Annotated in this window: 26 protein-coding genes and 1 pseudogene; 15 read left to right on the forward strand and 12 right to left on the reverse strand. The window is 62.9% G+C overall.

Annotated elements, in window-relative coordinates; genetic code table 11:
• Positions 1 to 204: 204 nt before the first annotated feature.
• Complete coding sequence (locus GY791_01555; GenBank protein MCP4327109.1) at positions 205 to 2,709, forward strand: ligase-associated DNA damage response DEXH box helicase; 2,505 nt, start codon at positions 205 to 207, stop codon at positions 2,707 to 2,709.
• Positions 2,710 to 2,712: 3 nt separating this feature from the next.
• Here GY791_01555 and GY791_01560 read toward each other — a convergent pair whose 3' ends face one another.
• A complete protein-coding gene (locus GY791_01560; GenBank protein MCP4327110.1) occupies positions 2,713 to 2,850 on the reverse strand; it encodes a hypothetical protein in 138 nt (45 codons plus the stop codon).
• 193 nt (positions 2,851 to 3,043) lie between these two features.
• Between GY791_01560 and pdeM the strand changes: the two genes are divergently transcribed.
• On the forward strand, positions 3,044 to 3,715 hold the full coding sequence (pdeM, locus tag GY791_01565; GenBank protein ID MCP4327111.1) for a ligase-associated DNA damage response endonuclease PdeM: 672 nt from the start codon (positions 3,044 to 3,046) through the stop codon (positions 3,713 to 3,715).
• A gap of 80 nt (positions 3,716 to 3,795) precedes the next feature.
• Here pdeM and GY791_01570 read toward each other — a convergent pair.
• Positions 3,796 to 4,005 (reverse strand): annotated as a pseudogene (locus tag GY791_01570) (hypothetical protein).
• A 110-nt stretch (positions 4,006 to 4,115) separates the two neighbouring features.
• On the opposite strand from GY791_01570, the gene GY791_01575 reads away from it, so the two are divergent.
• Positions 4,116 to 4,574, forward strand: coding sequence for an Lrp/AsnC family transcriptional regulator (locus tag GY791_01575; GenBank protein MCP4327112.1), 459 nt, complete (start codon positions 4,116 to 4,118; stop codon positions 4,572 to 4,574).
• Between the two features lie 27 nt (positions 4,575 to 4,601).
• The gene (locus GY791_01580) at positions 4,602 to 5,942 is read left to right on the forward strand and encodes an FAD-binding oxidoreductase (protein MCP4327113.1); all 1,341 of its coding nucleotides are present in this window, start codon (positions 4,602 to 4,604) and stop codon (positions 5,940 to 5,942) included.
• An 18-nt stretch (positions 5,943 to 5,960) separates the two neighbouring features.
• Here GY791_01580 and msrA read toward each other — a convergent pair whose 3' ends face one another.
• From msrA to GY791_01620, 8 genes are all read right to left on the reverse strand, one after another.
• On the reverse strand, positions 5,961 to 6,437 hold the full coding sequence (gene msrA, locus GY791_01585; protein ID MCP4327114.1) for a peptide-methionine (S)-S-oxide reductase MsrA: 477 nt from the start codon (positions 6,435 to 6,437) through the stop codon (positions 5,961 to 5,963).
• 82 nt (positions 6,438 to 6,519) lie between these two features.
• Complete coding sequence (locus GY791_01590) at positions 6,520 to 7,677, reverse strand: hypothetical protein (GenBank protein ID MCP4327115.1); 1,158 nt, start codon at positions 7,675 to 7,677, stop codon at positions 6,520 to 6,522.
• Between the two features lie 11 nt (positions 7,678 to 7,688).
• Complete coding sequence (locus GY791_01595; protein ID MCP4327116.1) at positions 7,689 to 8,483, reverse strand: sterol desaturase family protein; 795 nt, start codon at positions 8,481 to 8,483, stop codon at positions 7,689 to 7,691.
• Positions 8,484 to 8,498: 15 nt separating this feature from the next.
• Complete coding sequence (locus tag GY791_01600; protein ID MCP4327117.1) at positions 8,499 to 9,734, reverse strand: aminotransferase class I/II-fold pyridoxal phosphate-dependent enzyme; 1,236 nt, start codon at positions 9,732 to 9,734, stop codon at positions 8,499 to 8,501.
• 3 nt (positions 9,735 to 9,737) lie between these two features.
• A complete protein-coding gene (locus tag GY791_01605; protein ID MCP4327118.1) occupies positions 9,738 to 10,007 on the reverse strand; it encodes an acyl carrier protein in 270 nt (89 codons plus the stop codon).
• A gap of 89 nt (positions 10,008 to 10,096) precedes the next feature.
• Positions 10,097 to 11,038, reverse strand: coding sequence for an NAD-dependent epimerase/dehydratase family protein (locus GY791_01610; protein MCP4327119.1), 942 nt, complete (start codon positions 11,036 to 11,038; stop codon positions 10,097 to 10,099).
• 108 nt (positions 11,039 to 11,146) lie between these two features.
• Positions 11,147 to 12,928, reverse strand: coding sequence for a fatty acyl-AMP ligase (locus tag GY791_01615; GenBank protein MCP4327120.1), 1,782 nt, complete (start codon positions 12,926 to 12,928; stop codon positions 11,147 to 11,149).
• Between the two features lie 294 nt (positions 12,929 to 13,222).
• Complete coding sequence (locus GY791_01620; protein MCP4327121.1) at positions 13,223 to 13,837, reverse strand: ABC transporter substrate-binding protein; 615 nt, start codon at positions 13,835 to 13,837, stop codon at positions 13,223 to 13,225.
• 378 nt (positions 13,838 to 14,215) lie between these two features.
• Here GY791_01620 and GY791_01625 point away from each other — a divergent pair, with 378 nt between their 5' ends.
• The 9 genes from GY791_01625 to GY791_01665 all read left to right on the forward strand — a co-directional run bounded on the left by GY791_01625 (position 14,216) and on the right by GY791_01665 (position 21,386).
• Complete coding sequence (locus GY791_01625) at positions 14,216 to 14,449, forward strand: hypothetical protein (protein ID MCP4327122.1); 234 nt, start codon at positions 14,216 to 14,218, stop codon at positions 14,447 to 14,449.
• 210 nt (positions 14,450 to 14,659) lie between these two features.
• Positions 14,660 to 15,121, forward strand: coding sequence for an SUF system Fe-S cluster assembly regulator (locus GY791_01630; GenBank protein MCP4327123.1), 462 nt, complete (start codon positions 14,660 to 14,662; stop codon positions 15,119 to 15,121).
• Positions 15,122 to 15,163: 42 nt separating this feature from the next.
• The gene (gene sufB, locus GY791_01635) at positions 15,164 to 16,624 is read left to right on the forward strand and encodes a Fe-S cluster assembly protein SufB (protein ID MCP4327124.1); all 1,461 of its coding nucleotides are present in this window, start codon (positions 15,164 to 15,166) and stop codon (positions 16,622 to 16,624) included.
• Positions 16,625 to 16,668: 44 nt separating this feature from the next.
• Positions 16,669 to 17,415: a Fe-S cluster assembly ATPase SufC gene (sufC, locus tag GY791_01640; GenBank protein MCP4327125.1), complete on the forward strand. Its 747-nt coding sequence runs from the start codon at positions 16,669 to 16,671 to the stop codon at positions 17,413 to 17,415.
• 19 nt (positions 17,416 to 17,434) lie between these two features.
• Entirely contained in the window at positions 17,435 to 18,787 is a 1,353-nt protein-coding gene (gene sufD, locus GY791_01645; protein MCP4327126.1) for a Fe-S cluster assembly protein SufD, read from the forward strand.
• On the forward strand, positions 18,784 to 20,040 hold the full coding sequence (locus GY791_01650; protein MCP4327127.1) for a cysteine desulfurase: 1,257 nt from the start codon (positions 18,784 to 18,786) through the stop codon (positions 20,038 to 20,040). The genes sufD and GY791_01650 overlap by 4 nt, the downstream gene beginning before the upstream one ends.
• Positions 20,040 to 20,498 carry an SUF system NifU family Fe-S cluster assembly protein gene (locus GY791_01655; GenBank protein MCP4327128.1) on the forward strand — a complete coding sequence of 153 codons (459 nt, stop codon included), beginning with the start codon at positions 20,040 to 20,042 and terminating at the stop codon, positions 20,496 to 20,498. The genes GY791_01650 and GY791_01655 overlap by 1 nt, the downstream gene beginning before the upstream one ends.
• Before the next feature lie 10 nt (positions 20,499 to 20,508).
• Positions 20,509 to 20,916, forward strand: a complete 408-nt coding sequence (locus tag GY791_01660) for a DUF59 domain-containing protein (GenBank protein ID MCP4327129.1) — start codon at positions 20,509 to 20,511, stop codon at positions 20,914 to 20,916.
• Positions 20,917 to 21,044: 128 nt separating this feature from the next.
• Positions 21,045 to 21,386: an iron-sulfur cluster assembly accessory protein gene (locus GY791_01665; protein MCP4327130.1), complete on the forward strand. Its 342-nt coding sequence runs from the start codon at positions 21,045 to 21,047 to the stop codon at positions 21,384 to 21,386.
• A gap of 42 nt (positions 21,387 to 21,428) precedes the next feature.
• Here GY791_01665 and GY791_01670 read toward each other — a convergent pair whose 3' ends face one another.
• Complete coding sequence (locus tag GY791_01670) at positions 21,429 to 22,127, reverse strand: DUF4410 domain-containing protein (protein MCP4327131.1); 699 nt, start codon at positions 22,125 to 22,127, stop codon at positions 21,429 to 21,431.
• 158 nt (positions 22,128 to 22,285) lie between these two features.
• Positions 22,286 to 23,287, reverse strand: a complete 1,002-nt coding sequence (locus tag GY791_01675) for a hypothetical protein (GenBank protein MCP4327132.1) — start codon at positions 23,285 to 23,287, stop codon at positions 22,286 to 22,288.
• 286 nt (positions 23,288 to 23,573) lie between these two features.
• Between GY791_01675 and GY791_01680 the strand changes: the two genes are divergently transcribed.
• Positions 23,574 to 24,281: an extensin family protein gene (locus GY791_01680; GenBank protein ID MCP4327133.1), complete on the forward strand. Its 708-nt coding sequence runs from the start codon at positions 23,574 to 23,576 to the stop codon at positions 24,279 to 24,281.
• Between the two features lie 68 nt (positions 24,282 to 24,349).
• Positions 24,350 to 25,840, forward strand: a complete 1,491-nt coding sequence (glpK, locus tag GY791_01685) for a glycerol kinase GlpK (GenBank protein MCP4327134.1) — start codon at positions 24,350 to 24,352, stop codon at positions 25,838 to 25,840.
• Positions 25,841 to 25,844: the final 4 nt, after the last annotated feature.

Here is a 25,844-nt window from a genome sequence, read left to right on the forward strand (position 1 = left end):
GCGGTGTTGCTAGTCTTGCACCCTGATCCATACCATGCCCCGGTCTATTGGGCCGACTCCTGATTGGCGCTGCCGCGACGGGAGCTCGCCGATTGGCCGACGCAGATTTCGCCGGCGATGCGTTAACGGCCCCTCGGCCGCGCCAAGAGCCAGGATTCGGAACCGGCTATCCGTCCTGGGATAGCCTGCGGCGGCCGTCGTGCAATGCCGTCGCTGGCGCCGGCAGAGCCGCGGCTTATACTCGGCTTCATGGCCGAGCGCGCTGTACCCACTCCCGCCGCGACCCTGCCCGAACCGATCGCCGACTGGTTCGCCGGGCGCGGCTGGCAACCCTTCGCCCACCAGCTCGACATGCTGGCGGCGGTCGAAGCGGGCCATAACGCGTTGCTGATCGCGCCGACCGGCGGCGGTAAGACGCTGGCCGGGTTCCTGCCGACGCTCGGCGAGTTGATCGCTGCACCGCGCGCCGGCCTCCATACCCTCTACATCTCGCCGCTCAAGGCGTTGGCCGTCGACATCCACCGCAATCTCACCCTGCCGGTCGAGGAAATGGGACTCGATGTGACGCTCGAAACGCGCACCGGAGACACGCCCCAATCCAAGCGGCAGCGGCAGCGGCGGCGCCCACCCAACATCCTGATGACGACGCCGGAATCCCTCGCCCTGATGCTGTCCTATGCGGAGGCGCCGCGGATGTTTGGGAACCTGCGTCAGGTCGTGCTCGATGAACTGCATGCGCTGATCGGCACCAAGCGCGGCGACCTGCTGGCGCTCGGCCTCGCCCGTCTTGCGGCGCTGGCGCCCGATTGCCGCCGCATCGGCCTGTCGGCGACCGTCGCCTGGCCCGATTCGGTCACCGCCTTCCTGTCGCCGCACGGCCGTGCCGACGATCCGGCGGTCGCGGTTATCGAAGGGCAGGCCGGTGCCGAGCCGCGTATCGAGACCCTGGTCGCCGACGACCGATTGCCATGGTCGGGCCATATGGCGGCCTATGCCGCCCCCGACATCTACGCCCGGATCAAGGCCGCGCGCACGGCCATCGTCTTCGTCAACACCCGCGCCCAGGCCGAGATCATGTTTCAGGCCTTGTGGCGGCTCAACGAAGACACGCTGCCGATCGCGCTTCATCATGGCAGCTTGTCGGCGCCGCAGCGGCGTAAGGTCGAGGCGGCGATGGCGCGCGGCGATTTGCGCGCGGTGGTCGCGACCTCGTCGCTCGATCTTGGCATCGACTGGGGCGACGTCGATCTGGTGTTGCAGGTCGGGGCGCCCAAGGGTGCCAGCCGCCTATTGCAGCGCATCGGCCGCGCCAACCACCGGCTCGACGAACCGAGTCGTGCCATTCTGGTGCCGGGAAACCGGTTCGAAGTTCTCGAGTGCCAGGCGGCGACGGCGGCGGTCGCCAACCATGAGCTCGACGGCGACCCGCCGCGCCCCGGCGGGCTCGATGTGCTCGCCCAGCATGTCTGGGGCCGTGCCTGCGCCGGACCGTTTCGACCCGACGACCTCTATGCCGAAATCGTCCGCGCGTCGCCCTATGCCTCCCTCAGCCGCAAGGACTTCGACGATGTCCTCGATTTCGTCGACCACGGCGGCTATGCGCTGCGGACCTACGACCGCTACCGGCGTTTGATCCGCCAGGATGACGGCACCTATCGCATCGCCGGGCCGGCCCATGTCCGCAAGTACCGGCTCAACGTCGGCGTCATCGTCGAGGCGCCCACGCTCCGCGTCAAACTCAAGCGCGGCCGCGTGCTGGGCCAGGTCGAGGAGCACTTCATCATGGGCCTGGTGCCGGGCGACACTTTCTTTTTCTCCGGTGAGTTGCTGCGCTTCGAAGGCATTCGCGAGACCACCGCGGAAGTCACCCGGGCGGCCGGCGGCGAACCGCAGATCCCGGCCTATATGGGCGGTCGCCTGCCGCTGTCGACCCATCTTGCCGACCGCGTCCGGGCAAACCTCCACGACCGGCGGCAATGGCGCGATCTGCCGCCCGCGGTCCATGAATGGCTCGACCTGCAACGGCTGCGCTCGGAGCTGCCGCGGCCGGATGGCCTGCTGGTCGAAACCTTCCCCCGCGGCGGCAAGCATTTCCTCGTCGCCTATTGCTTCGAGGGCCGCAATGCCCATCAGACGCTCGGCATGCTGCTGACCCGGCGCATGGAGCGGTCGGGCGCCGGGCCGCTCGGTTTCGTCGCCTCCGACTATGCGATTTCGGTGTGGAGCCTGAGACCGCCCGGCGATGTCGCGGCGCTGTTCGACGAGGACATGCTAGGCGACGACCTCGAGGAATGGATGGACGAATCGACGATGCTGAAGCGCACCTTCCGGAATTGCGCCGTCATTGCCGGCCTCATCGAGCGGCGCCATCCCAATCAGGAAATGACCCGGCGCCAGGTCACCTTCAACGCGGACATCATCTACGATGTCCTGCGCCGGCACGAGCCCGATCATGTGCTGTTGCGCGCGACCCGGGGCGACGCCGCCGGCGGCCTCACCGACATTGCACGTCTCGGCCAGTTGTTGGCCCGTACGCGGGGACGCATCCGTCACCGCGAACTCGATCGGGTATCGCCTTTGGCGGTGCCGGTACTGCTCGATATCGGCCGCGAGGGAGTTTACGGTTCGGCGCTCGACGACCTGCTGGACGAAGGCGCCCGGGCGCTTATCGAAGACGCCATTGGCCCGACCCAGGACCGATTGCTGTGATGATCAGAAAGGCAGTCCGAGAGTAACGCGCTGCTTGGATTGGCTGCCCTTGGCGCGCACCGTCGGGTCGCCCGCGCAGGACGCGGCGAATATCGTAATGATCGCCAGGATCAGGACCTTCGATAGTCCCCTTCTTGCCATTGCGTCCGCCTCGTGAGCCGATCGACCGGCGAACGCCATTTTGGCACAGTCGGCGATTCATTCAAAGGGCCGCCGGTCTCCGCCAGGGAGGGACCTGGATTCGGGGGCCGAAAGCGAATAGTTTGATTATCCGCCAAACGCCTGGGGTGATTATGCAACGTATTGAAATAAAAAGAGAAATCAGGCACATTCCATGAGATCGGCTGCGCTCGCCCTCAACGGCGCCAAGTTCGTCGCAGATCTCTCCGGGGCCCTCTATTGGCCTCATCAGGACACGCTGATCGTGGCCGACCTTCACCTCGAGAAAGGATCGCGGCTGGCGGAGAACGGACGCTTCCTGCCGCCCTACGATACGCGGGCGACGCTGAAACGATTGATGGCGGTGTTGAAGCATTTCCGGTCGCGGCGGGTTGTCTGCCTCGGCGATAGTTTCGATGACGACGGCGCCGAGCGTCGTGCCGACGATGGCGATGCGGCGACCGTGCAGGCGCTTACCGGCGCCTTCGACTGGATCTGGATTCGCGGCAACCACGATCCCGAGCCGCCGCGATCATGGGGTGGGCGGTGCATGGACAGTTGGGCTTGCGATGGACTGATCTTTCGCCACCAGGCCGGGAATGCCCATGGCGAGGTCTCGGGCCATTTCCATCCCAAGGCGTCGATGCAGGTGCGCTCGCGGCGGTTGACCGAGTCGTGCTTCATCGGCGATGAGGCCCGGCTGATCCTGCCGGCCTTCGGTACCTATACGGGAGGGTTGAACGTCCTCGAGCCGGCTATTGCGCGGCTCTTTCCCGGCGATTTCGAGGCCATCCTGCTTGGCCGACGGCGGGTCCACCGATGCCGGCGCGCCACGCTCGTGCGGTAGTCCTAAAGCAGCGCTGCCCGTGACCGGTCGGCGAGCGTCGGCGTCGGCGTCAGTCGCGGCGCATCCGGAACCTTGGCGCCGGCGCGGATGCGATTCGTGACCATCGTCGAGTGAAGCTCGGTGATGATCCCGCTGCCGGTCTTTTCGAACAGGAAGGGCAACAGCGCATGCACGGCGCACACGATCGCCGCCGTAAACAAGCGCAGGCTGAAGCCGCTGGCGACGACGAAATGTTCGCCGTAGGTCTCGCCGACGCTGGCTGGATGGTCTGTGAAGAGGTCCTTGATCATGGCGGCGACTGTAATCCAAAGCGGCGGAAGAAGGATTCCAAATATCTTAACATTTCGCCGTAAGTGTGGAAAAATATCCCTAGAATCGTGAATAATTAGAATATTTTTCGATGGACCGCATTGACCGGAAAATTCTGTCCCAGCTCCAGCAGGACACCACGCTGTCCCTGGCCGAGCTCGCCGAACGGGTCAACCTGTCGCCGACCCCGTGCTGGCGGCGCGTTCAACGCCTCGAACGGGACGGTGTGATCAGGGCGCGCGTCGCGCTTCTCGACCCAACCCACTTGAATGTCGGGGTGACCGTCTTTGTGCGCCTCAAGACCGATCGGCACGACCGGGAATGGCTGGAGAACTTCGCCACCCGCGTGCCGGCGATTCCAGAGGTCGTCGAGATCTATCGCATGAGCGGGGAGATCGACTATCTGCTCAAGGTCGTGGTCCCCGACATCGCCGGGTTCGACGCCGTCTACAAACGGTTGATCGAGGTCGCCGCCTTCGCCGATGTCAGTTCCAACTTCGCGATGGAATGCATAAAGGACACGACCGCCCTGCCGTTGGACTATATCTAAATCTTTGCACCTGACCGCGAAGGCCCCATGTCGACGCCCTTTCATGCCTCGATGTACGACGATACCGCGCCGGTCGAAAGCTACTGGCAGGCTACCGCCCCGTCGCCGGAGACTTATCCGCCGCTGACCGCCGACGATAGCTGCGATGTCGCCGTTATCGGCGGCGGCTTCACCGGGTTGTCGGCGGCGCTGCATCTGGCACGCGATCATGGCGTCGACGTACGGGTGCTCGAGGCGGGGCCGATCGGATGGGGGGCTTCCGGTCGCAATGGCGGATTTTGTTGTATCGGCGGTTCGAAGTTGTCGGCCGCGGCGATGATCCGCCGCTACGGGCTCGAAGAGACCAAACGGTTCTACGCCGTCCAGGTCGAGGCGGTCGGGTTGGTCGAGGAGTTGTCCGAGACCGAAGGAATCGAACTCGACCGCCAGGGCGACGGCGAGTTCGAGGTCGCCCACAGCCCTTCCGGGGCCCGAGATCTGCAGGAAATGCGGGACGCCTATTGCGATTTGCTGAGGATTCCCGCCCGTCTGCTCGACGCCGATGAATTTGCCGAGGTCGGGCATCAATCGGCCGAACAGTTCGGCGCCCTCCATATCGGCGTCGGATTCGGCCTCCATCCGTTGAAGTTCGTCGCCGGTTTGGCTCGCGCGGCCGCCCGCGCCGGGGCAATCCTGCACCCGCACAGCCGCGTCGTGTCATGGCAGACCGGAAACCCGCATATCCTTCGAACGGAGGCGGGAACGTTGCGGGCGCGTCGGGTGATCGTTGCCACCAACGGCTTTTCCCGCGACGACCTTCATCCGGCCTTGCGACGACGGTTCATCCCCGTGATTTCCAACATCGTCACCACGCGGCCGCTGACCGTCGAGGAACTCGCCGCCCAGTCGTGGCGCACCGAGACCCCGCTGGCGAACACGCGATCGCTGCTGTTCTACTACCGGATGTTGCCGGACAACTCGTTTCTGTTCGGCGGTCGCGGCGACGCCACCGGCCGGCCCGCCGATGGCGAGAGGATGAAGGCTTGGTTGGTGCGCCGCCTGGGCGAGGTCTTCCCGGCTTGGCGGGAGGTGCCGATCACCCATTTCTGGCGCGGCTTTGTTTGCGCGACGGCCAGGCTGACGCCCGCCATCGGCCGCCTCGACGACGACCCCAGCATCACCTTTGGCTACGGCTTTCACGGCAACGGCGTTGCGATGGCGCCGTGGACCGGGCGCATGCTGGCGCGACTCGCCGTCGGCCCGGCGAGTGCCTACCGGGAGCTGCCGGCGCCATTGGTCGGGCTTCCGGCACGCCTGCCACCCGACCCGTTCCGGCGCTGGGCGCTACGCGCCGCCTTTGCGTGGTATCGGTTGACCGACGACCGTTGAGGAACGTGACAGGTAATCTCAGGCCGGGACGTGGCAGACCGCAAGCCCGCGTTTCTCGAGATATTGCTGATGGTATTCCTCGGCGCGGTTAAAGCTGTCGAACGGCGCGATCTCGGTCGCGATGTCCCGCGCGAAGCGGCCGGGCTGCTGCAGCTTTTCCTTCGACCGGCGGGCCGTCTCTGCCTGCTCCGGCGAGTGATAAAAGACGACCGAGCGATACTGGGTGCCGACATCGGGCCCCTGGCGGTTGACCTGTGTTGGGTCGTGGGCGCCCCAAAAGACATCGAGCAGGGCATCATAGGAGACAAGCTCGGGATCGTATTCGACCTGCACCACCTCGGCATGTCCGGTGCGGCCGGTGCAGACGTCTTGATAGCTCGGATTTTCGAGAGTGCCGCCCGAATAGCCGACGGCGGCATCGGAGACGCCCTTGATCTGCCGAAAGGTCACTTCAACGCCCCAAAAACAGCCGGCGCCAAATGTCGCGGTAGCCATGATTCGATCCCGTTCTTCGGTGGACATTGTTGTAGAGATAGGACGGCAGTCGACAAACGCAAGACGGAACGGCCGATCTGTCCTATTCCGCCGTGAGGTCCCGCTCATAGATCCGGTAGGTCTTGTAGGGCTGTCCGCCGACCGCCTCGATCATATGTCGCATGCGCGTATTGTCCTCCAGCACCCAGGACAGCTCGACTTGGCCGATCCCGCTCTTCATGTGGGTTTGGCGGATCGTATCGATGACCGCGAAAGCGATCGCCCCGCCCATCGGTGTTTGCTGCAAGCGCTGACGAATGCCCATCAGGGCGACCCGCGCGGTCTTGAGCGACCCCACCTTCAGCCGCCACAGCAGCTTGGCCCAGCCGAACGGCAACAGCGCGCCGTCGAGATCGGCGATGGCTTCGTTGAGATTGGGCAGGCTTACCGCCATCGCGGCCGGCACGCCGTCGATCTCCGCGATGCAGACCAGATCCTCTCGAATCAACGGTTTCATTTCCTTCGCGATATGGGCCATCTCAGCTTCGCCGAGGGGCACGAAGCCCCAATTGTTGGCCCAGGCATCGTTGAAGATGTCGAGGATGGCGTGGAGTTCCGCGTCATAGCTTTTCTTGCGCAGCGGACGAAGCGTCACCTCGGGGCTCTGGCGCACGCGCTCGACGAGAGACGCCGCGACCTTCGGCATCGGCGCAAAGGAATCATAGATATAGGCGATGAGGTCCTTCGCCTTGGCGTAGCCGATGGCTTCCAATTGGGCGCCGTAGTAGGGCGGCGCATGATTCATCATGATCATCGGCGGCGTGTCGAAGCCGTCGACAAGGAGTCCGGATTCGTCATTGATCGACAGGCTGAGGGGACCGCGGACCCGGCGCATCCCGCGGTCACGAAGCCAAGCCTCGGCGGTCCCGGTAAGGGCCTGGAAGACCTGCGCGTCGTCCTCGGCCTCGAGCAGGCCGAAATGTCCGGTCGCATCCTGATGCAGCTTTAGATAGGCAGAATCAATTTGGGCGCTGATTCGGCCGACGACGCGCTGGCCGCGCCGGGCCACCCACAGCGCGGCCTCGGCGTGGTCGAAGAATGGGTTTTTGCGCTGGTCGAGGTGGTCGCGGCGTTCGAGAACGAGCGGCGGCACCCAGTTTGAATCGTGCGCGTAGATTGGCCAAGGGGTGCGGATGAAGGTGTCGAGAGAGGACTTGTCGGTTACCGCTTCGACGACGACTGCCTGTGCTTCATCGGCCATGAAAGGGCGGTCTAGCCGGCTCGCGGGCGTGGCGGGGAGGAGCCCTGCGCGGCGGTCAGCCGCGCGACCCAGGGATAGCGCCTCGCTTCTTCCTCTGTGTAACCGAGGTTGAATACGGTCGGGCTGCGCGGCACCTCGCGCGGATCGTCGTAGATGGTGCCGAACAATGCATCCCAGCGGAAATTGGTGATCCCGTAATTCGCTTTTTCGTAATGAAAATGGTGGGCGAGGTGCCGCTTCTTTATGCGCCGCAAGAAACGGGATCTCGGCTTGAACGACAAATGCTGAACACAATGGCAGAATTCGTAAAAGCAAATGAGGTAACAGCCGGTCGCCAGAGCGGCGGTCGCACCCGGCAGGCCGCCAATAAACCAGCCGATCGGTGCGACGATCAGAATGACGGCCGGAACGGTCGTCGGTAGCGCCCCAAACAGCACGCGCAGGTCGTTGGGATTGCGGTGATGATCGAAATGAATTCGTTTCCACAATGCCGCCGTATAGGGCGACTTGTAGAGGAACGTCCCGTGAAGGATGTAGCGGTGGACTAGGTACCAGGCGAGCGGATAGGCGACCGCGGTCGCCGCTATTGAAAGTCCGATCGGCCACAGTCGGTCGGCAAGAAAAACGGTCAGAACGGCAAAACCGATCGTCAGCGCGATATAGGCCTGGATCGCCGGATAGGTAAAAAAGGCGCGAGTCAATTCGCCGAGGGTAATCCGGTCGAGCCGGTAGTCGCGGTTGCGCCGCGCCCGGTCGTCCTCGCGCAATGGTTCAGTACGATCGTCCGTATTGTCGCTCGCGGCCATGACGAAACTCCGCGATCAAGCCCGCGGGGCCGCCGCGCGCGGCGCGGCGCCGCCGGGCGCGGGCAGAATCCCGGCTTCGTGGCCGACAGTCTCGAAAATCTCACAGATCTTGTCGATTTGGGCCTTGCTGTGGGCGGCCGATACACTGCAGCGCAATAGCGATAGCGCATTTGGCGTCCCGGGCGGAATCGCCAGGTTGACGTAGACGCCCGAATCAAGCAGGCGGTTCCACAGAAACACCGCCTTGTCCCGCTCGTCGATCTTGACCGCGACGACCGGGCTTGGCGGCGAGGCGACGTCGAAACCCAACGCGCTGAGGCCACCCTGGAGGGCCTTCGAATTTTCGGCCAGCGTGGTACGCAGATGTGGCGACGCCACCATGACCCGCAACGTCGCCCGCACCGAGGCAACGCTGGCCGGTGACGGCGATGCGCTGAAAATATAGGCACGACTGGTGAAACGGATGAGGTCGAAGCGCGGGTGGTCGGACACCGCGAATCCGCCGATCGCGGCCAGACTCTTGCTGAAAGTTCCTACGATCACGTCGACATCGTCCTCGACGCCGGCCTCTTCGGCCAAGCCGCGTCCGGTTTCGCCGAGCACGCCCAACGAATGCGCCTCGTCGACCAATAGACAGGCGCCGTGCTCGCGTTTCACCCGCGCGATGTCGGCCAGCGGCGCGCGATCGCCGAGCATGCTGTAGATACCCTCGACGATTATCAATTTGTTGCCGCCGTCGCCATCGAGCCGCCGCAATCGGCGATCGAGATCATCGGCGTCGTTGTGGCGGAATCGGATGACCGTCGCGTCGCTCAGCTTGCAGCCGTCATAAATGCTGGCATGGCTGTCGGCATCGATCAGTATGTAATCGCCGGTCCCGGCGAGTGCCGGGATGACGCCGAGATTGGCCTGGTACCCGGTGGTGAAGACGATGCATCCGCGGCGCTTCATGAACGTCGCGATATCCTGTTCGAGGTCGCGGTGCAGCGCATAGGTGCCGTTGGCCAGTCGCGAACCCGTCGTCCCCGTGCCCTCGGCACGCAGCGCCTCGATCGCGGCCTCGATGCACTCGGGATGGAAGGTCAGTCCAAGGTAGTTATTGGTGCCGGCAAGAATCACCTCGCGGCCATTGATGATCGCCTCGGTCGGTGAAAGGACGCGATCCATGCGCACGCCGAATGGTATTGTGCCCGCCGCCGCCAACTGGTTGCGTCGGCCCTCGACCACCGAGAATTTATCGAAAAGGTCCATTTTCTAATCTTTGCCGATCAGCGATTGCACGGTCTCGGTAAGATCGCCGACAGTCCTGACCTCGGACAGGCGATTCATCGGAATCATGATGTCATAGGCATCTTCGATCGTCATGACCAGATCCATGACCGAGACCGAATCGACCTCGAGATCGGCGGCGATGTCGGTATCGGCGTTCAATGGGATACCGGACTTGTTCAGCGGCGCCATGTAACCGCAGATTTCCTGGATCAATTCGTTGGAGGTGGGTGCCCCGTGATGGGTATCGGTCATCTTCGTTTCCTGCCGTGGCCGTCCTGTGGACCGTCGTTCCTAAGTTTCACCGCCCATTTGGGTGTCGTACGGCGCCAAGTCGAGCGGAATCATAACCATCCCGCCTCCCGATACCAAGCCACCGTGTGTCGGAAGCCCTCCGAAATCGGCATCGTCGGGCGCCACGATATGTGGTCGATTAGTGAATTGTCGTGGCACACCCAGTCCCCATGATATAGCTCGCGTACCTTGTCCGGGGTAATCAAAGGCGCACGCTTGGTCAAGAGGCAGTAGGCGGAATTCGCCGCCGCGGCGAGTTCCATGCCCTTGCGTGGAACGGGAACGCGCAAGACCTTTCTGGCCAGAACCCGCGCCGCGGTGTCGATGATCGTATCCCATGAATAGCCGTCTTCCGATCCATCGTGGATGTCGAATATCGCGCCGCTTCGCATTTCGGCACCGAGCATGGCCGCGACGGCGGTGGCCAGGTCCTCGACGTGGATCATTGAAATTCGGGCACCGTCGGTTCGTGGCAAGAAAGCCAGCCCGCGGCGGATTTGGCGAAACAAGAGCAAGGTCGCCTGGTCGCCCGGACCGTAAATTGTGGGCGGCCTGAGTGCGGTCCATGCGGCAATTCCGGGCCGGTCCGCCAGCGCCAGTTCGGCCCTGTTCTTGCTTGCCGCGTATGGCGAAATCCACGGTTCACGCGCCGCCAGCGAAGAGATCAGGATGAACCGCGTCACGCCGCCCTGCAGCGCCGCCGCGTCGGCCAAATTGGCGGTTCCGGCGACATTGACGGCCTCGAACGCCGCCGCCGCCGTCCCCCTGATCAGACCGGCGCAATGAACGATGGCGTCGGCCCCTTCGACCAGCGTGAGAAGGCTTGGCGGATCGTCGAGCGCGCCCACAACGGGGATCGCGCCGGCGATATGATCGATGGCGCCTTGGCGACGGGTCAGGGCGCGGACCGTCCACCCGGAGTCGCTCAATCTTTGTGCAATATAGCCGCCGACGAACCCGGTTGCACCGGTCACCGCCACAACCCCAGTCACGGCAATTTCACCTCAATCCCCTGTCCGAGCTTCCGAGAAACACGAATTTCGGCGATGCCACCCCATCGAAATTCGAAGCCGCCGCAAACCGCGCCGCGAAAATGCCAATTATTCGGCGATCGATGCGTTTTGCGAGGTCGCGGAGGCGCGGTCGCGGGCGACTTCCGCATAGAGGCCGGAAAGATAGTTGTCGCGCGCACCGGCTCGGCTGATCTTGCCGGACGATGTCATTGAGATGCTGCGCGGCGGAACCAGGACAACCTTGCAATCGACACCCGCGGTCGAGCGCACGATGGCGGTAATTTCGCGCTTTAGTTCCCGATTGGCCTCGGCGTCGGTCTTGCGGCTTTGCACCACGACGACGACGGCCTCGGCGCCGTCGGGCCCGGGTACTGAGAAGGCGGCAACGTCGCCGCTCCGCAGACCGGGCAGTCGCTCGATCGCCCACTCGATGTCCTGCGGCCAAATATTGCGACCGTTATGGATGATCAAATCCTTGCTGCGCCCGGTAATGACCAACGAGCCGTCGATCATGTAGCCCATATCCCCGGTATCCAGCCAGCCATCCGGCTGGAGTACGCGCGCGGTCTCACCGGGATCGTTGTAGTAACCGGACATGATGCTCGGTCCGCTAATGAACACGCGGCCGATGCGGCGATCGGGCAGAACATTCGCCTCGTCGTCGCGGACTTCGATCTGGTAGCCGGGCATGGGTCGCCCGCAAATCGCGAACGATCGAGTATTTGCCGAGGACGGCGATGCGTCTGCGGCGATCGGTTCGGCGCGATTGCTGAGCGCATAAGCCATTTTGTCGACGCAATCGACCTTGATGCGTTCGTCGAGGCCGGCGAAGCTGACCGCCAACGTCGCCTCGGCCAAGCCGTAGCTCGACAGGAAGGCGGTGTCGCGGAACCCGCATTCACTGAACCGGTCGGCGAAGAGCCTGAGAACGTCGGCACGGATCATGTCGCCGCCGATGCCGGCGACGCGCCACGCGCTGAGGTCAAACCCGGACAGCGATGTATTTTCCGCCCGGCGTCGACACAGGTCGTATCCGAAGGTGGGACTGAACGACAACGAAGCGCCGTTGGCCGACATGACCATGGGCCAAATCAGCGGCCGCCGCGCGAAATCGGCGGTCGCGATGTAGTCGACCGAGACTTGCGTCAGCACCGGAACGAACAGGAACCCAACCAGTCCCATATCATGATAAAGCGGCAGCCATGACACGCATCTGTCGCCTGGGCGAGCGAAGACGCCGTGTCGCGCGATAGCGCGACTGTTGCTGACCGCGGCGCGTTGAGAAATGAAGACCCCATGCGGGAAACGCGTGCTGCCCGACGAATATTGGATATAGCAGGGGTCGTCTTTGTCGAACGGCCGAAGATCCGCGCCATCGCCGGGCAGGCGGTAGAAGTCGTCCGGCGTTCCGACCAGTTCCAGCGACAGTTCGGAAACCGCTTCCTTGAGATCGCCGATGGCCTCCGCAGAGGAGACGGCCGCCACCGCCCCGGCGCCGTCGATCAGGCCCTTGAGCCGCTGCACATAGGAATCCTTGCCGCCCAAATTCATCGACAAGGGCAGCGGAACCGGGATCAGTCCGGCATACTGGCAGGCGAAGAAAAAGCAGGCAAAATCGGGAATCGTTTCGGCCATGATCGCCATCCGTCCACCTCTCGGCAGGCCGGAGCGAACCAAACCCTGTGCCAATGCGACCGCGCGGTCCCGCACTTCGCGGTAGGTCAGGCCTTCGACGAATTCGCCGCGGAAGGAATAGAAATTGCATCCCGTCGAGCCTCGCGCAGCATAGTCGAGACCATCGGTCAAGGTATCGAAAGGCGCAATTTCAAACGGAAGGTTCGAGTTTGTCGTCGGCGTCGGTGTCAGCATGGTCCGTCATATAACAATGGGAAAGACGCCCCCCCACAAGAGTGCTTACCATAAACCAAAGGCAAGTCAACGTTAGCGACTCAACAATGATGAGTCGCTAATAGCTTTCAGAAGGCGTGGTTTTGCTTGATCCAAAATAGATTTTAATCGTTGATCCGCTCAATTCCGCAGCGCTCGACTACGCCGGCAAAGATTTCTTCAAATCGGAACACCGCATCCTGCGGTCTCCAGGCAACATCATCCGCCGCCCATGCGGATGTGCAATTCTCGTTCAAACGTCACCGCCCCGACGGCTTACGCGGAACTCTTGGCCAACACATCTTTCATGCGCGAAATCAGGCCTGCCAAGCCCTCGCGCGACAAGACCGAGGCGAATTCCGAGCGTTTGGTCACCAGCAGGCTAACGCCTTCGACCTCGGTGTTGATGATCAGGAATCTCCCATTCGGCTTGGTGATATCGAAGGCAGCAGCGACATCGGGACCATCGTTGCGCTGGATCAGCCCCTGGACATAGGTCCCGTTTGTGCTCTTTCGCTCTTTGACGACCTTGAAGCCGTTGCCGTCATAGCCTGCAAATACACCGGCATAGATGGTCGCAACATATTCGGGCAGCAGCTCCATGAGGTCCTGTTGCTCGCCCGGTGTTGCCTTCTTCCAATAGCGGCCGGTGACGAACTTCGCAACGAAGGGGACATCGAATGAATCGAGGAAAATCGCCTCCAATTCCGATTGCCGTTCTTTGGGTTGGTCATTGGTTGCTTTCAGGACCTCGACGACCTTGGTTCCGAGCTCAGATACCCATTGACCCGCGGTTTCCTCGGCTTGCGCTGGAAGCGCAGAGGCAGCGAATGCAAACACCATGGCGACCAAGCTCCGCCGCACCAACAAACGTGCTCCAGTTCCCGTCATGTCGTGTCTTAGCTCCTACGAGTTTGAAATCGTGGCACTGTTAGTTCGTTCATATAGGAATTCAAAGTGGCCGTAGGTAGGGCCTACCAGTCGGCCGCTATTTTACGCGGAATGTATGGCCTGCCAAGGCAAATGTCATCGTGCTGCGCGGCGCCCGGTACGCGGTTGCATGGCTGGCATGGCATCGCGTCATGATGCCGTTGGCGATCTCGCGTAACTGGCTGAAAATAAGACGGAAATCGAATTGGGGGCGGCGTGGGACAAGATCGCCGATCGCCGTGACATTAACGTGTCAGAGATTGCGCTCGCATCGCTCGTCGCCATGTCGTGCCATGGTCCCCGCACAATTGGTGGCCAATAGAATATTTGGAGGTTTCCATGAAACGCAACGCGATACCATTGATGTTGGCGGCCGCGATCGGCCTTTCGGCCTGTTCCGGTCTCAACCAAACCGAACAGCGGACGCTGTCCGGCGGTGCCATCGGCGCAGGCGTCGGTGCCGCGGGCACGGCTCTGACCGGCGGATGCATCGCTTGCGGTGCCGCTATCGGAGGCGCGGTTGGCGCGGGAGCCGGCTATATCTACGACCAGTCGGAGAAGGGCAATCTCTGAGCGGAGGTCTCATAGTCATTACCTGGAATAGGGGCGCCGCCATGCGGCGCCCTTTTTCTTCGCGCCGCTGCGTCGTTTCGCCGCGCCGACAAAGCGTCAAATATGACCGAAATCGTCTTGATTGGTGAGCTAACAAGACTAAATTAGTCTTGATTGCAGGCGACGAGCAAACTTGCGGGTTTGCGGCCTGTTTCGATTGAGGCCAGGCAAATGATCAGATTGAGCCGACTGTCGGATTACGCGGTGCTGCTGATGACGCAAGTGGCACGCACTGCCGACGATATTCACACTGCGCATGACCTCTCGGACAGCACCCATCTTCCGGCACCGACGGTGAGTAAGATTCTTGCCACTTTGGCCCGCGCGAACCTGCTCGAATCGGTGCGCGGGCGGCAAGGCGGTTACCGGTTGGCGCAGGATTCATGCGATATTACGGTCGAGGACATCATCGCCGCGGTCGATGGACCGATCGCCCTTACCCAATGCGTGGAACAGGGTCCCGGGATGTGCGACGTCGAGGCGTTTTGCCCGTCGAGTACCCATTGGCATCGGATCAATGAGGCCATTCGGCGGGCCCTGGGTGAGGTGACCTTGGCCGAATTGACGGCCCCGGCGCCGATCGCCGTTCCGCGTGAACGCGCCACGATGGCCCGTTCCGTGGCGACCAACTAAGCGACTGCGTTATCGGGCCTTACGGCGGGAGAATTACTCAAAATGGCGGCCTCTGTTGAAACCCTCAAGACAGTCGACGAAGTCTCGGGTCGGGACTACAAGTACGGCTTCTTCACCGATATCGAGTCCGAATTCGCGCCCAAAGGGCTCAACACCGATATCGTCCGCTTTATCTCGGCCAAAAAGGAAGAGCCCCAATGGTTGCTGGATTGGCGGTTGAAGGCGTTCGATTTGTGGCTGAAGTCGGCCTCGGAAGAGCCCAAATGGGCGAATGTCCGCTACGCGCCGATCGATTTTCAGGACGCCTACTATTACGCCGCGCCGAAACAGACGGAGAAGCCGAAGAGCCTCGAGGAAGTCGATCCCGAGTTGCTCGAGACCTATGAAAAACTTGGTATTCCATTGAAGGAGCAGGAAATGCTGGCGGGCGTCGCGGTCGACGCCGTTTTCGACAGTGTTTCGGTGGCGACGACATTCAAGAAAAAGCTCAAGGAAGTCGGCGTCATCTTCTGTTCGATCTCGGAAGCGGTCGCCAATCATCCGGAGCTGGTGCGGAAGTACCTCGGCAGCGTCGTTCCGTATGCCGATAACTTTTACGCCACGTTGAATTCCGCCGTCTTCAGCGACGGCTCCTTCGTCTACATCCCGAAGGGAGTTCGCTGCCCGATGGAGCTTTCCACCTATTTTCGCATCAACGCGGCGGAGACCGGACAGTTCGAGCGCACCCTCATCATCGCCGACGAGGGTAGCTATGTGAGCTACCTCGAAGGCTGCACGGCGCCCATGCGGAGCGAGCACCAGCTCCATGCGGCGGTGGTCGAGCTGGTCGCCCTCGAGGACGCCGAGATTCGCTATGCGACGGTTCAGAACTGGTACCCGGGCGACAAGGAAGGGCGCGGCGGAATCTTCAATTTCGTCACCAAACGCGGCGCCTGCCGCGGCGCGCGATCGCGCATTTCATGGACCCAGGTCGAAACCGGGTCCGCGATCACGTGGAAATACCCGAGCGTGATCCTGCAAGGCGACGATTCGGTCGGCGAGTTCTATTCGGTGGCGCTGACCAGCAACTTTCAGCAGGCCGACACCGGCACCAAGATGATCCACATCGGCAAGAACACCCGCAGCACAGTGATCTCCAAGGGGATCTCGGCCGGCCGCGGGCAACAGACCTACCGCGGCTTGGTGCGGGTCCTGGGCGGAGCAGACAGGGCGCGCAACTACACCCAATGCGATTCGCTGCTGATCGGTGACAAATGCGGTGGCCATACGGTGCCCTATATCGAGGTCAAGAATCGCAGCGCGCGGGTCGAGCACGAAGCGACGACGTCGAAGATCAGCGACGATCAATTGTTTTACTGCCGCCAGCGCGGCCTGTCCGACGAAGAGGCGGTGTCCCTGATCGTCAACGGCTTTTGCAAGGAAGTGATGCAGAAACTGCCGATGGAATTCGCCGTCGAGGCTCAGAAACTGCTTGGTATCAGCCTCGAGGGCGCGGTCGGCTGACCGCTTCGACGACAAACCCCCAGCGCGGAGATTAATGATCACCCATGCTTGAAATACGCGATCTACATGCCGCCGTGGACGGTAAGGAAATCCTCAAGGGCCTCGACCTCACCATCAATGCGGGCGAGGTGCACGCCATCATGGGTCCCAACGGGTCCGGCAAGAGCACGCTGTCCTATGCGCTCGCCGGACGCGAGGGTTATGTCGTCACCCAAGGCGAGGTCACCTACGACGGTGAGAACCTGCTCGACCTTGATCCCGCCGAGCGCGCCCAGAAAGGCGTCTTCCTCGCCTTCCAGTACCCGGTCGAAATCCCGGGCGTGGCGACGTCGACGTTCCTGCGCACGGCGGTCAATGCGGTCCGTCGCGCCAATGGCGAGAGCGAGCTTGACGCGGTGAAGTTTCTCAAGGCTGCCCGGGCCAAGATGAAGGAACTCGACATGGATGAGAAATTTCTCAGCCGTGGCGTCAATGTCGGCTTCTCCGGCGGCGAGAAGAAACGCAATGAGGTGCTCCAGATGGCCATGCTGGAGCCGCGGCTCGCGATTCTCGACGAGACCGATTCCGGCCTCGACATCGACGCCCTCAAGATCGTCGCCGATGGCGTCAATGCGATGCGCGGCAGCGACCGGGCGATGCTCGTGATCACCCACTACCAACGCCTGCTCGACTATATCATTCCCGACCATGTCCACGTTCTGGCCAAGGGACGGATCGTGAAATCCGGCGGACGCGAGCTGGCGCTTGAGCTCGAGGCAAATGGCTATGCCGAATACGACAGCGCCGCCTGAAGCCGGGGAAAGACCGAGTATGACCGCGGTGGATTATCAACAACTCTTTGCGCAATCCGCGCCCGAACTTCCCGGCGCCGAGCTCGATTGGCTCGCAGCAATGCGCGACGGCGCCATCCGGCAGTTCGTGCGGGACGGCTTTCCCTCGCCCCGGGTCGAAGAATGGAAATATGCGGCGCTCGGCCCGCTGGCCAAAACCCGTTTCGAGCTTGCCGGTACGACCGCCGCCGACCTTCGCCGGACATTGGACCGCGCGGCGATGCCGGCCGAGTCCTACCGCGTTGTTTTCGTCAACGGCCGGCTGCGGGAAGATCTTTCCGAGTTGGCGGCGCTGCCGCCCGGTGTCACCGTCAAGAGCCTTGCCGCAACGATCGCCGAAAATCCAGAACGCCTGCAGCCCTGGCTCACGAAGACCGCCGATCTGACCGAAGACCGGCTGTCGGGCGTTCGCGACGAGCGGCCGTTCGCCATGGTGGCGATGAATACGGCCTTTGCGACCGACGGCATCGTCATTCATTTGGCGCGAGAATCGGCGGCCGAGTTGCCGATCCACATCATCAATCTGACCGCCACCGACAGCAACGACCGCATGACCCAGCCGCGGAATATCATCATCGCCGAGGAAGAGGCTTCGGCGCTGATCGTGGAAACCTATGCCGCGGTCGGCGAGACGAGTTATCTGACCAACGCGGTGACCCAGGTCTTTGCCGCCAAGGACGCCCATATCCGCCACTATCGCCTGCAGGCCGAAGCGGCGACTGCGTTTCACATCGCCACCACCCTGGCCCACCTCGATACGGCGGCCGCCTACGACAGTTTCGTGCTGTCGATCGGCTCGGCGTTTTCCCGTAACGAGGTCCGGGTGGCGCTCGACGGCGAGCATGTCCATTGTCGGCTCAATGGCGCCTATCTCGGCCGCGGCCGCCAGCACCACGATAACTGGACCCGGGTCGATCACCTGAAATCCAACGGGACCGTGAGCGAGACCTATAAGAGCGTCCTCGACGACAAGTCCCGCGGTGCCTTCCAAGGCAAGATTCGCGTGTGGCCCGACGCCCAGAAGACCGATGCCCATCAGCTCAACAACAATTTGCTGCTTTCGGCCGACGCCCAGGCCGACAGCAAACCGGAGCTGGAGATCCTGGCCGACGACGTGCGCTGCAGCCATGGCTCGACGGTCGGAGATATCGACGAATCGGCGTTGTTCTATCTCTGCGCGCGCGGCATCGACGAAGGCCGCGCCCGCGATCTGTTGGTCGAAGCGTTCATCGGCGACCTCATCGATCACATCGGTTTCGGCACGGCGCACGACTATTTTCGGGATGCGTTCGAGGACTGGCTGGCCGCCGTCCGACGGGAGCACCAACCATGACCGAAACGGTGCAGGCACGGGACCGGGACTCGGCGCCGCTCGACGTGAGCGCGATCCGTGCCGATTTTCCGATCCTCGCGGAAAAAATGTACGGCAAGGACCTGGTCTTTCTCGACAGTGCCGCCAGCGCGCAGAAACCGCGCCAAGTGATCGACGCCATCTCGACCGCCTACGAGACCGCGTACGCCAACGTTCATCGCGGCGCCTACCGGCTCAGCGGCCTCGCCACCGACGCCTTCGAGGCGGCGCGCAAGAAGGCGCAGCGGTTCCTCAATGCGGCCAGCGAGAAAGAGATCATCTTCACCCGCAACACCACCGAGGGCATCAATCTGGTCGCCGCGAGCTACGGCCGGAAATTCCTCAAAGAAGGCGATGAGGTACTCATCACCCACATGGAGCACCACTCGAATATCGTGCCATGGCAGCTGCTGCGCGAGCAGACCGGCATCGTGCTTCGGGTGGCGCCGATCGACGACGACGGCAACCTGATCATGGCGGCCTTCGCCGATCTGGTCACCGAGCGCACCAAGATGATCGCGGTGACCCATGTGTCGAACGCGCTCGGTACCGTGGTCCCGGTCGACGAGATCTGTCAGATGGCCAGGGAGCGGAGCATCGTGACCCTGATCGACGGCTCGCAGGCGGTGCCGCATATCCCGGTCGACGTGCGCGACATCGGCTGCGATTTCTACGTCTTCACCGGGCACAAGGTCTACGGACCGAGCGGCATCGGCGTGCTCTACGGCCGCGCCGAATTGCTCGACGCGATGCCGCCTTACCAGGGTGGGGGCGAAATGATTCGCACGGTGACTTTCGAGAAAAGCACCTTTGCCGACCTGCCGCACAAATTCGAAGCGGGCACGCCCAATATCGTCGGCGCCATCGGTCTCGGCGCCGCCCTCGATTATGTATCGGCGATCGGCCCCGAACGGATCGCTGCCAACGAAGCCCAGCTGCTCGCCTACGGCATGGACCGCCTGGCCCGGGTGCCGGGGCTGCGGCTCATCGGCACCGCGCAGCGCAAGCTCAGCGTCATGTCGTTTATCGTCGAGGGCGTTCATGCCCACGATGTCGGCACCGTTCTCGACAGCGAGGGCATCGCCATCCGTTCGGGCCATCATTGCGCGCAGCCGGTGATGGACCGGTTCGGGCTGACGGCGACGGCGCGCGCCTCGCTCGGCGTCTATTCGTCGATCGAGGACATCGACGCCCTGGTCGCTGGCCTGGCCAAAGTGCGGGAGATATTCGGCTGATGTCGGAACTTCGGGAACTCTATCAGGAGGTCATTCTCGACCACAACAAGAGGCCGCGCAATTACGGCCCGCTCGAGCCGTTCAATCACAAGGCGGACGGACACAACCCGTTGTGCGGGGACAACGTGACGGTCTATCTCGAAGTCGAGGACGGCATCGTCAAGGACCTCGCCTTTGAAGGGCGCGGCTGCGCCATATCGGTGGCCTCGGCGTCGATGATGACGGAGCTGGTCAAGGGCAAGCCGGTTGCCGACGCCGAGCGTTTGTTCGACTCCTTCCATCATCTCTGCACGGACGACGCGGCCGCGGCGCCGCCGGATGGGCTCGAGGACGAAATGGACAGCCTGCAGGTACTGTCCGGGGTGCGCGAGTTCCCGATGCGGGTCAAATGTGCGACTCTGGCCTGGCATACGATGCACGCCGCCCTGCATGGCGAGCGCGAAGTCAGCACCGAATAGGACGAAGTCGATGACCGATCCGGTTAAGACATTGCGCGATTTCATGCCCGGGTTCGGCAGCGGCAGCGAGGACATCGTCGGCCGCGCCGGCGCGCCTCTCGAGGAAGGTGCGGCGGTCGCCTCCGAGAGCGCCCTGATCGAGGCCCTGCAAACGGTCTACGATCCGGAAATTCCGGTTAACATTTACGATTTGGGCCTTATCTATAGCATGGAGCCGGGTCCGCGCGGATCGGTCTCGGTCGAGATGACGTTGACCGCGCCGGGATGCCCGGTCGCCGGGGAAATGCCGCAAATGGTGGCCGACGCGTTGGCCGCCGCCGAAGGAGTTGGCGAAGTCGTGGTTCGTCTGGTATGGGATCCGCCGTGGACCCAGGATCGTCTGACGGACGCGGCGAAGCTGGAATTGGGTTTGGTCTAGAGCAAGATCGTTTCAGGTCGACTCAGCCTGAAACGTGAATCTTGCTCTCATTCAATAGTGTAGAGCTTGATTCACGGCTCACACGTCTTCGATGTGAGCCGATCAAGCTCTAGGTACCGAGGAAAGAGATGGCCGAACATTCGAATATCGTATCGCTGACCGACGCCGCCGTGGCGCGCGTCGGTGCCATTCTGGCCAAGGCCGATACACCTCATATCGGGCTGCGTATCGGCGTCAAGTCGGTCGGCTGCTCGGGCCTCAGCTACAAGGTCGATTATGCCGACGAAATCCGCGACAACGATATTGTCATCGAGCAGGATGGCGTGACCATCGTGGTCGAGCCGACCGCGACCCTATTCCTCATCGGCAGCGAGATCGACTACCAGGAAGACAAGATGCAGTCCGGCTTCGTCTTCACCAATCCCAACGAAAAAGGCCGCTGCGGCTGCGGCGAATCGTTTCACGTCTAGGAACTGACCGCCCAGGCGAATCCAGGCTTGACGTGCGCCGGCTCAGGAAGCCGCCGCGACCCATCCCTGTTCGGCGAAGAAATGCCTGAGCTGCTCGGCGACCTTGTCGGCCAGCCGCTTGGCGTCGGCATCGACGTTGGCGTGCCACGCCTCGTCCGCCGCGCTGGTGCCGGCGCTGATCGCGAGCGAAGTCGCCAGCCGACCGGTTAATGCGCCGACACCGCCCATTTCGGCGGCACCCGGTTTGTCGCCGCTCTCCGACTCGACCTTGAGCTGCTCGACTTCCTGGGGTTCGCCGTAGGTCAACTGAAACACCTGCACGGCGGCTTCGACGTCGGTGCGCCCGGCGCCGAGGCCGATGATCGTGCGCTCTGTGCGGTTGCCCTCGTCGATCGACAGCAATTGGCCGCGGACGACCAAGGTCGTGCCGCCGAACGGCGGCAGGCCGGAGGCCCGTTTGGCAGACAGGCCCATGCCGTTGATATCCTCGACCAACTGTGTCGCCAGGGCGCTTGCGACTTCCTTGCCGATCGCCAGTTCCTGGTCGCTGCGCGACGAGCTGTCGATCAATTCTCCGATCCGCGGCAGAATGCCCTTGTCGAGCGTGACTTGATCGGGCGCGAAGGCGAAGTCGTAGACCAGCACGACGTCCGGCCGCGGCAGCGTATCCGGAGCCTGCATCATCTGCTCCGACTCGACCTTGGCCTTGCCGCAGGCGACGAGGCCGAGGCAGAGCATCATAGCGAGGAATGGTCTAACGGCATGCGCCGCGCGGGCTCTCATATGCGGGACCATAGGGCACCTCTTGAAGTTGTGGCGGAGCCGTTCCCCGGATGATCGAATGACGGCGGGCTGGAAAGCTAGCACGCCCAATCGGCCCGCTCTACGGCTTTGGAGCTCTAAAACACCGGCACGATGTCATCGGGATCGAAGGCCACCGATTCGCCGTCGATGCCGATCTCGGGGATCGCCGGAAACGCAATCCCGTAGGGATCGATCAGGCCCTTGAGCCGCAATAGGGCGGTCCGCCAATTCTCCTCGCGGGCCGCCAGGCTGAGGATGCCGAGGCCGGCGGAGCGGGCGGCGTCCTCGAGCAGGCGATGGGCCGGCCGCCACGTTTCCGGCAGTTCCCAAAACTGCTCTGGCGGCTCATAGAGGATACCGGACAGGAACACGAACCCGGCGCGGATCTGCTTGGTGATGGTCGCCTTCTGTTCGTCGGTCGCCTGGGGCAAGATGTTCTGGAGCAGCGTCAGGCAAATGCGCAGGTGCCGCGCCTCGTCCTGGCCGACCTTGCGAAAGCCTTCCTTGATCACCGGGATCGTCGTCTGCTGATGCATGGTCTGAAACAGCGTCGAGGACGCGATCTCGCCCATCAGGAACGAGGTGAACAGGATTTGCAGGGGGTATTTATGGATGCCCTTCTTGTAGCCCTCCCAATACCGCGTGCCGTTGCGGAAGTACCATTTGACGTTGTTCTGGGCGAGCTTGCTGAGCGTGGTCTGGGGCTCGTAACCGAGCGGTCCGCCGGGGGTCAGTTTTTCGATCACGCGCTGGCATACCTCGTCGTGGTTGACTTCGTCGCGGGTGATCAGGAAGAAGCATTTCCGCACCGGGTCTTCCTCATGCTTCTCGTAGGTGCGGATCATGGCTCGGGCGAAGACCGCGGGGCCCGAACTGTCGAAGACCGACAGCAAGCCGAACCAGTAGGCGATGGCATAGCGCTGGTCGAGGGTGAAATCGTCCGGGTTCAGCGTATCCCACGGCAATTCCGGCGGCGTCCAGGTTTGACGCCGCGCACTCTCGTACACCTTCATCAATTTCGGCGTCTCGACGTGCCATTCGATGGGAAAAATGTTGTCGTCCGGAAACGGCGGCGGCTCGGTCGCGCCGTACAGGATCGCTTCGGGGTCGGGCGCGGATTGAGCGTCGCCGGGCGGAACGGCGGCCGGCGTGGCCATGTCGGCGGTAGTGTCGGCGGTCATCTGTCGGGCTTTCCTGAACTGGAATCGATACAAATAACTGATCGATAAATAGGATACTGTTTCATAATGATCGGAACAAGCCCCGGCCCCACCAATGCCCTGTATCGCTTTCCGAGGGTCCGTTGGGCCGGCGTCACGTTGTCGCCACGAAATCGTGTAAAAAGGTCTTACCTCGAAAAATCATGAGCGGTCGCGAACGGCGATGCGCGGTGCGAGACTCTACGTTCTCATCCTGATCTACGGCGTCTTCCTGGTCGCCGCTGTCGCACTCTATTTCGGCAAGCTGACCCTGCCGCCCGAATGGAACCCGTTTACCATCGTCCGGCTCGACGGCGCGGTCGGTCCGTTCACCCGGATGAAGTTGCGCCGGCTCCACGAAGAGCCGGAAATCTGTCTCGCTGCGCTGTCGGTAAGCGAATTGGCCTTTTCGCCGCATCCGGGTATCCCCATCGAGGAGGGGTGCGGTATCGAGAACGGCGTCGAGGTTGTCGGCGCCGATATCACTTACAGCGACGACTTCGCCGCGACCTGCGGGCTGGCGGCGGGGCTCTATATGTTCCAGCGCGAAATCCTCCAGCCGGCCGCCGAGCGCCATTTCGGCCAGCGCGTCGTCGGGATCGACCACTCCGGCACCTACGATTGCCGCAACGTCGGTTTCCGTACGGCCGGGCCGCGGAGCCAGCACGCCCGCGCTAACGCGATGGATATGGTCGGGTTTCGATTCGGGGACGGGACGCGCGTCCGGGTCTCGCGACAGAACTGGGAGTCGGACGGACCCGAAGGCGGGTTTCTGAGGGAGGTGCATCGCGGCGCCTGCCGTCTTTTCGGCTCGGTGCTGGGCCCCGACTACGACGCCATGCACTATACTCACTTCCACTTCGACATGCGGCCCGATGGAGTCTGTCGCTAGTTCCAAGTTCCTCGTCGCTCCCGGCAAACTGCGATACTGTCACGGGCGTCAGCACGGCTATTCGGATAATGCCAGACTTCCTTCTCGCCATCGATCAGGGCACCACCAGCAGCCGCGCGATCGTCTTCGGCGCCGACGGTCTGCCGCGAGGTAGCGCCCAGATCGAGCTGCCGCAAATCTACCCGCATCCCGGCTGGGTCGAGCACGACCCGGATCGAATCTGGCAGGATAGTGTGACGACCTGCCGCGCGGCGGTCAGCGATGCCGGCCTCGAGGCCGACGACATCGCCGCAATCGGCATCGCGAACCAACGCGAAACCGTGGTGGTGTGGGAGCGGGCCAGCGGCCGACCGATCCACAATGCGATCGTGTGGCAGGACAGGCGGACCGCGAGGGCCTGCGATGCGCTGCGCGAAGAGGGCCACGAAGATACGCTACGGATGAGGACCGGTCTTGTCGCCGACCCCTACTTTTCCGCCACCAAGCTGGCATGGCTGCTCGATTCGGTCGACGGCGCGCGCGCCGCGGCGCGCCGGGGCGAACTCGCCTTCGGCACCATCGACAGCTTCCTGCTATGGCACCTGACGGGCGGCGAGGTCCACGCGACCGACGTGACCAACGCCTCTCGTACGCTGCTGTTCGATATTCGTCGGCTGAACTGGGACGAGGATTTATTCGAGCTCTTCGATATCCCGTTGGCCATGGCGCCCGAGGTTCGTTCCAACGTGTCGGATTTTGGTTTTGCCGAGCCATCGATTCTGGGACGGGCCGTGCCGATCTGCGGCATCGCCGGCGACCAACAGGCGGCGGCCATCGGCCAGGCCTGCATCCGACCCGGTATGATCAAGGCGACTTACGGCACCGGTGCCTTCATCCTGCTCGACACCGGGCCCGATCCCGTGCTGTCCGAAAACCGGTTGCTGACCACCGTCGCCTTCCGGGTCGGCGATCATTGCCATTATGCGGTCGAAGGCAGCATCTTCGTCGCCGGCGCCGCGGTGCAATGGCTGCGCGACGGTGTCGGCGTGATCGGCGACGCGGCCGACACCGAGGCGCTTGCCGAATCGCTTGCCGATACGGGCGATGTCTACCTCGTGCCCGCATTCGCGGGTTTGGGCGCCCCCCACTGGGATGCGGCGGCCCGTGGCGCGATCGTCGGCCTGACCCAGAACAGCGGTGCCGCTCAGCTGGTTCGCGCGGCACTCGAAGCCGCCGCCTTTCAGACCTATGATGTCCTGGCCGCGATGACCGCCGACGGCGCCGCGCCGCCGCTCGCCTTGCGGGTCGATGGCGGCATGGCGGCCAATTCGTGGATGCTCGGCTTCCTTGCCGACATCGCGAACGTTCGTGTTGAGCGGCCGGTCGTCACCGAAACCACCGCTCTCGGTGCGGTCATCCTGGCCTCGATCGGCGTCGGCTGGTTTGCCGATCTGACCGCCGCCGAACGGATGTGGCGATTGGACCGCGGATTCGACCCGGCGATGACCACCGATCGTCGGGCAAACCTGTTGGGTGGATGGCAGCGCGCCGTCGAGGCGGTTTGCGTGGTACATGGTTAGGGGA

It is taken from the genome of Alphaproteobacteria bacterium (assembly GCA_024244705.1).
Taxonomy (GTDB): Bacteria; Pseudomonadota; Alphaproteobacteria; order JAAEOK01; family JAAEOK01; genus JAAEOK01.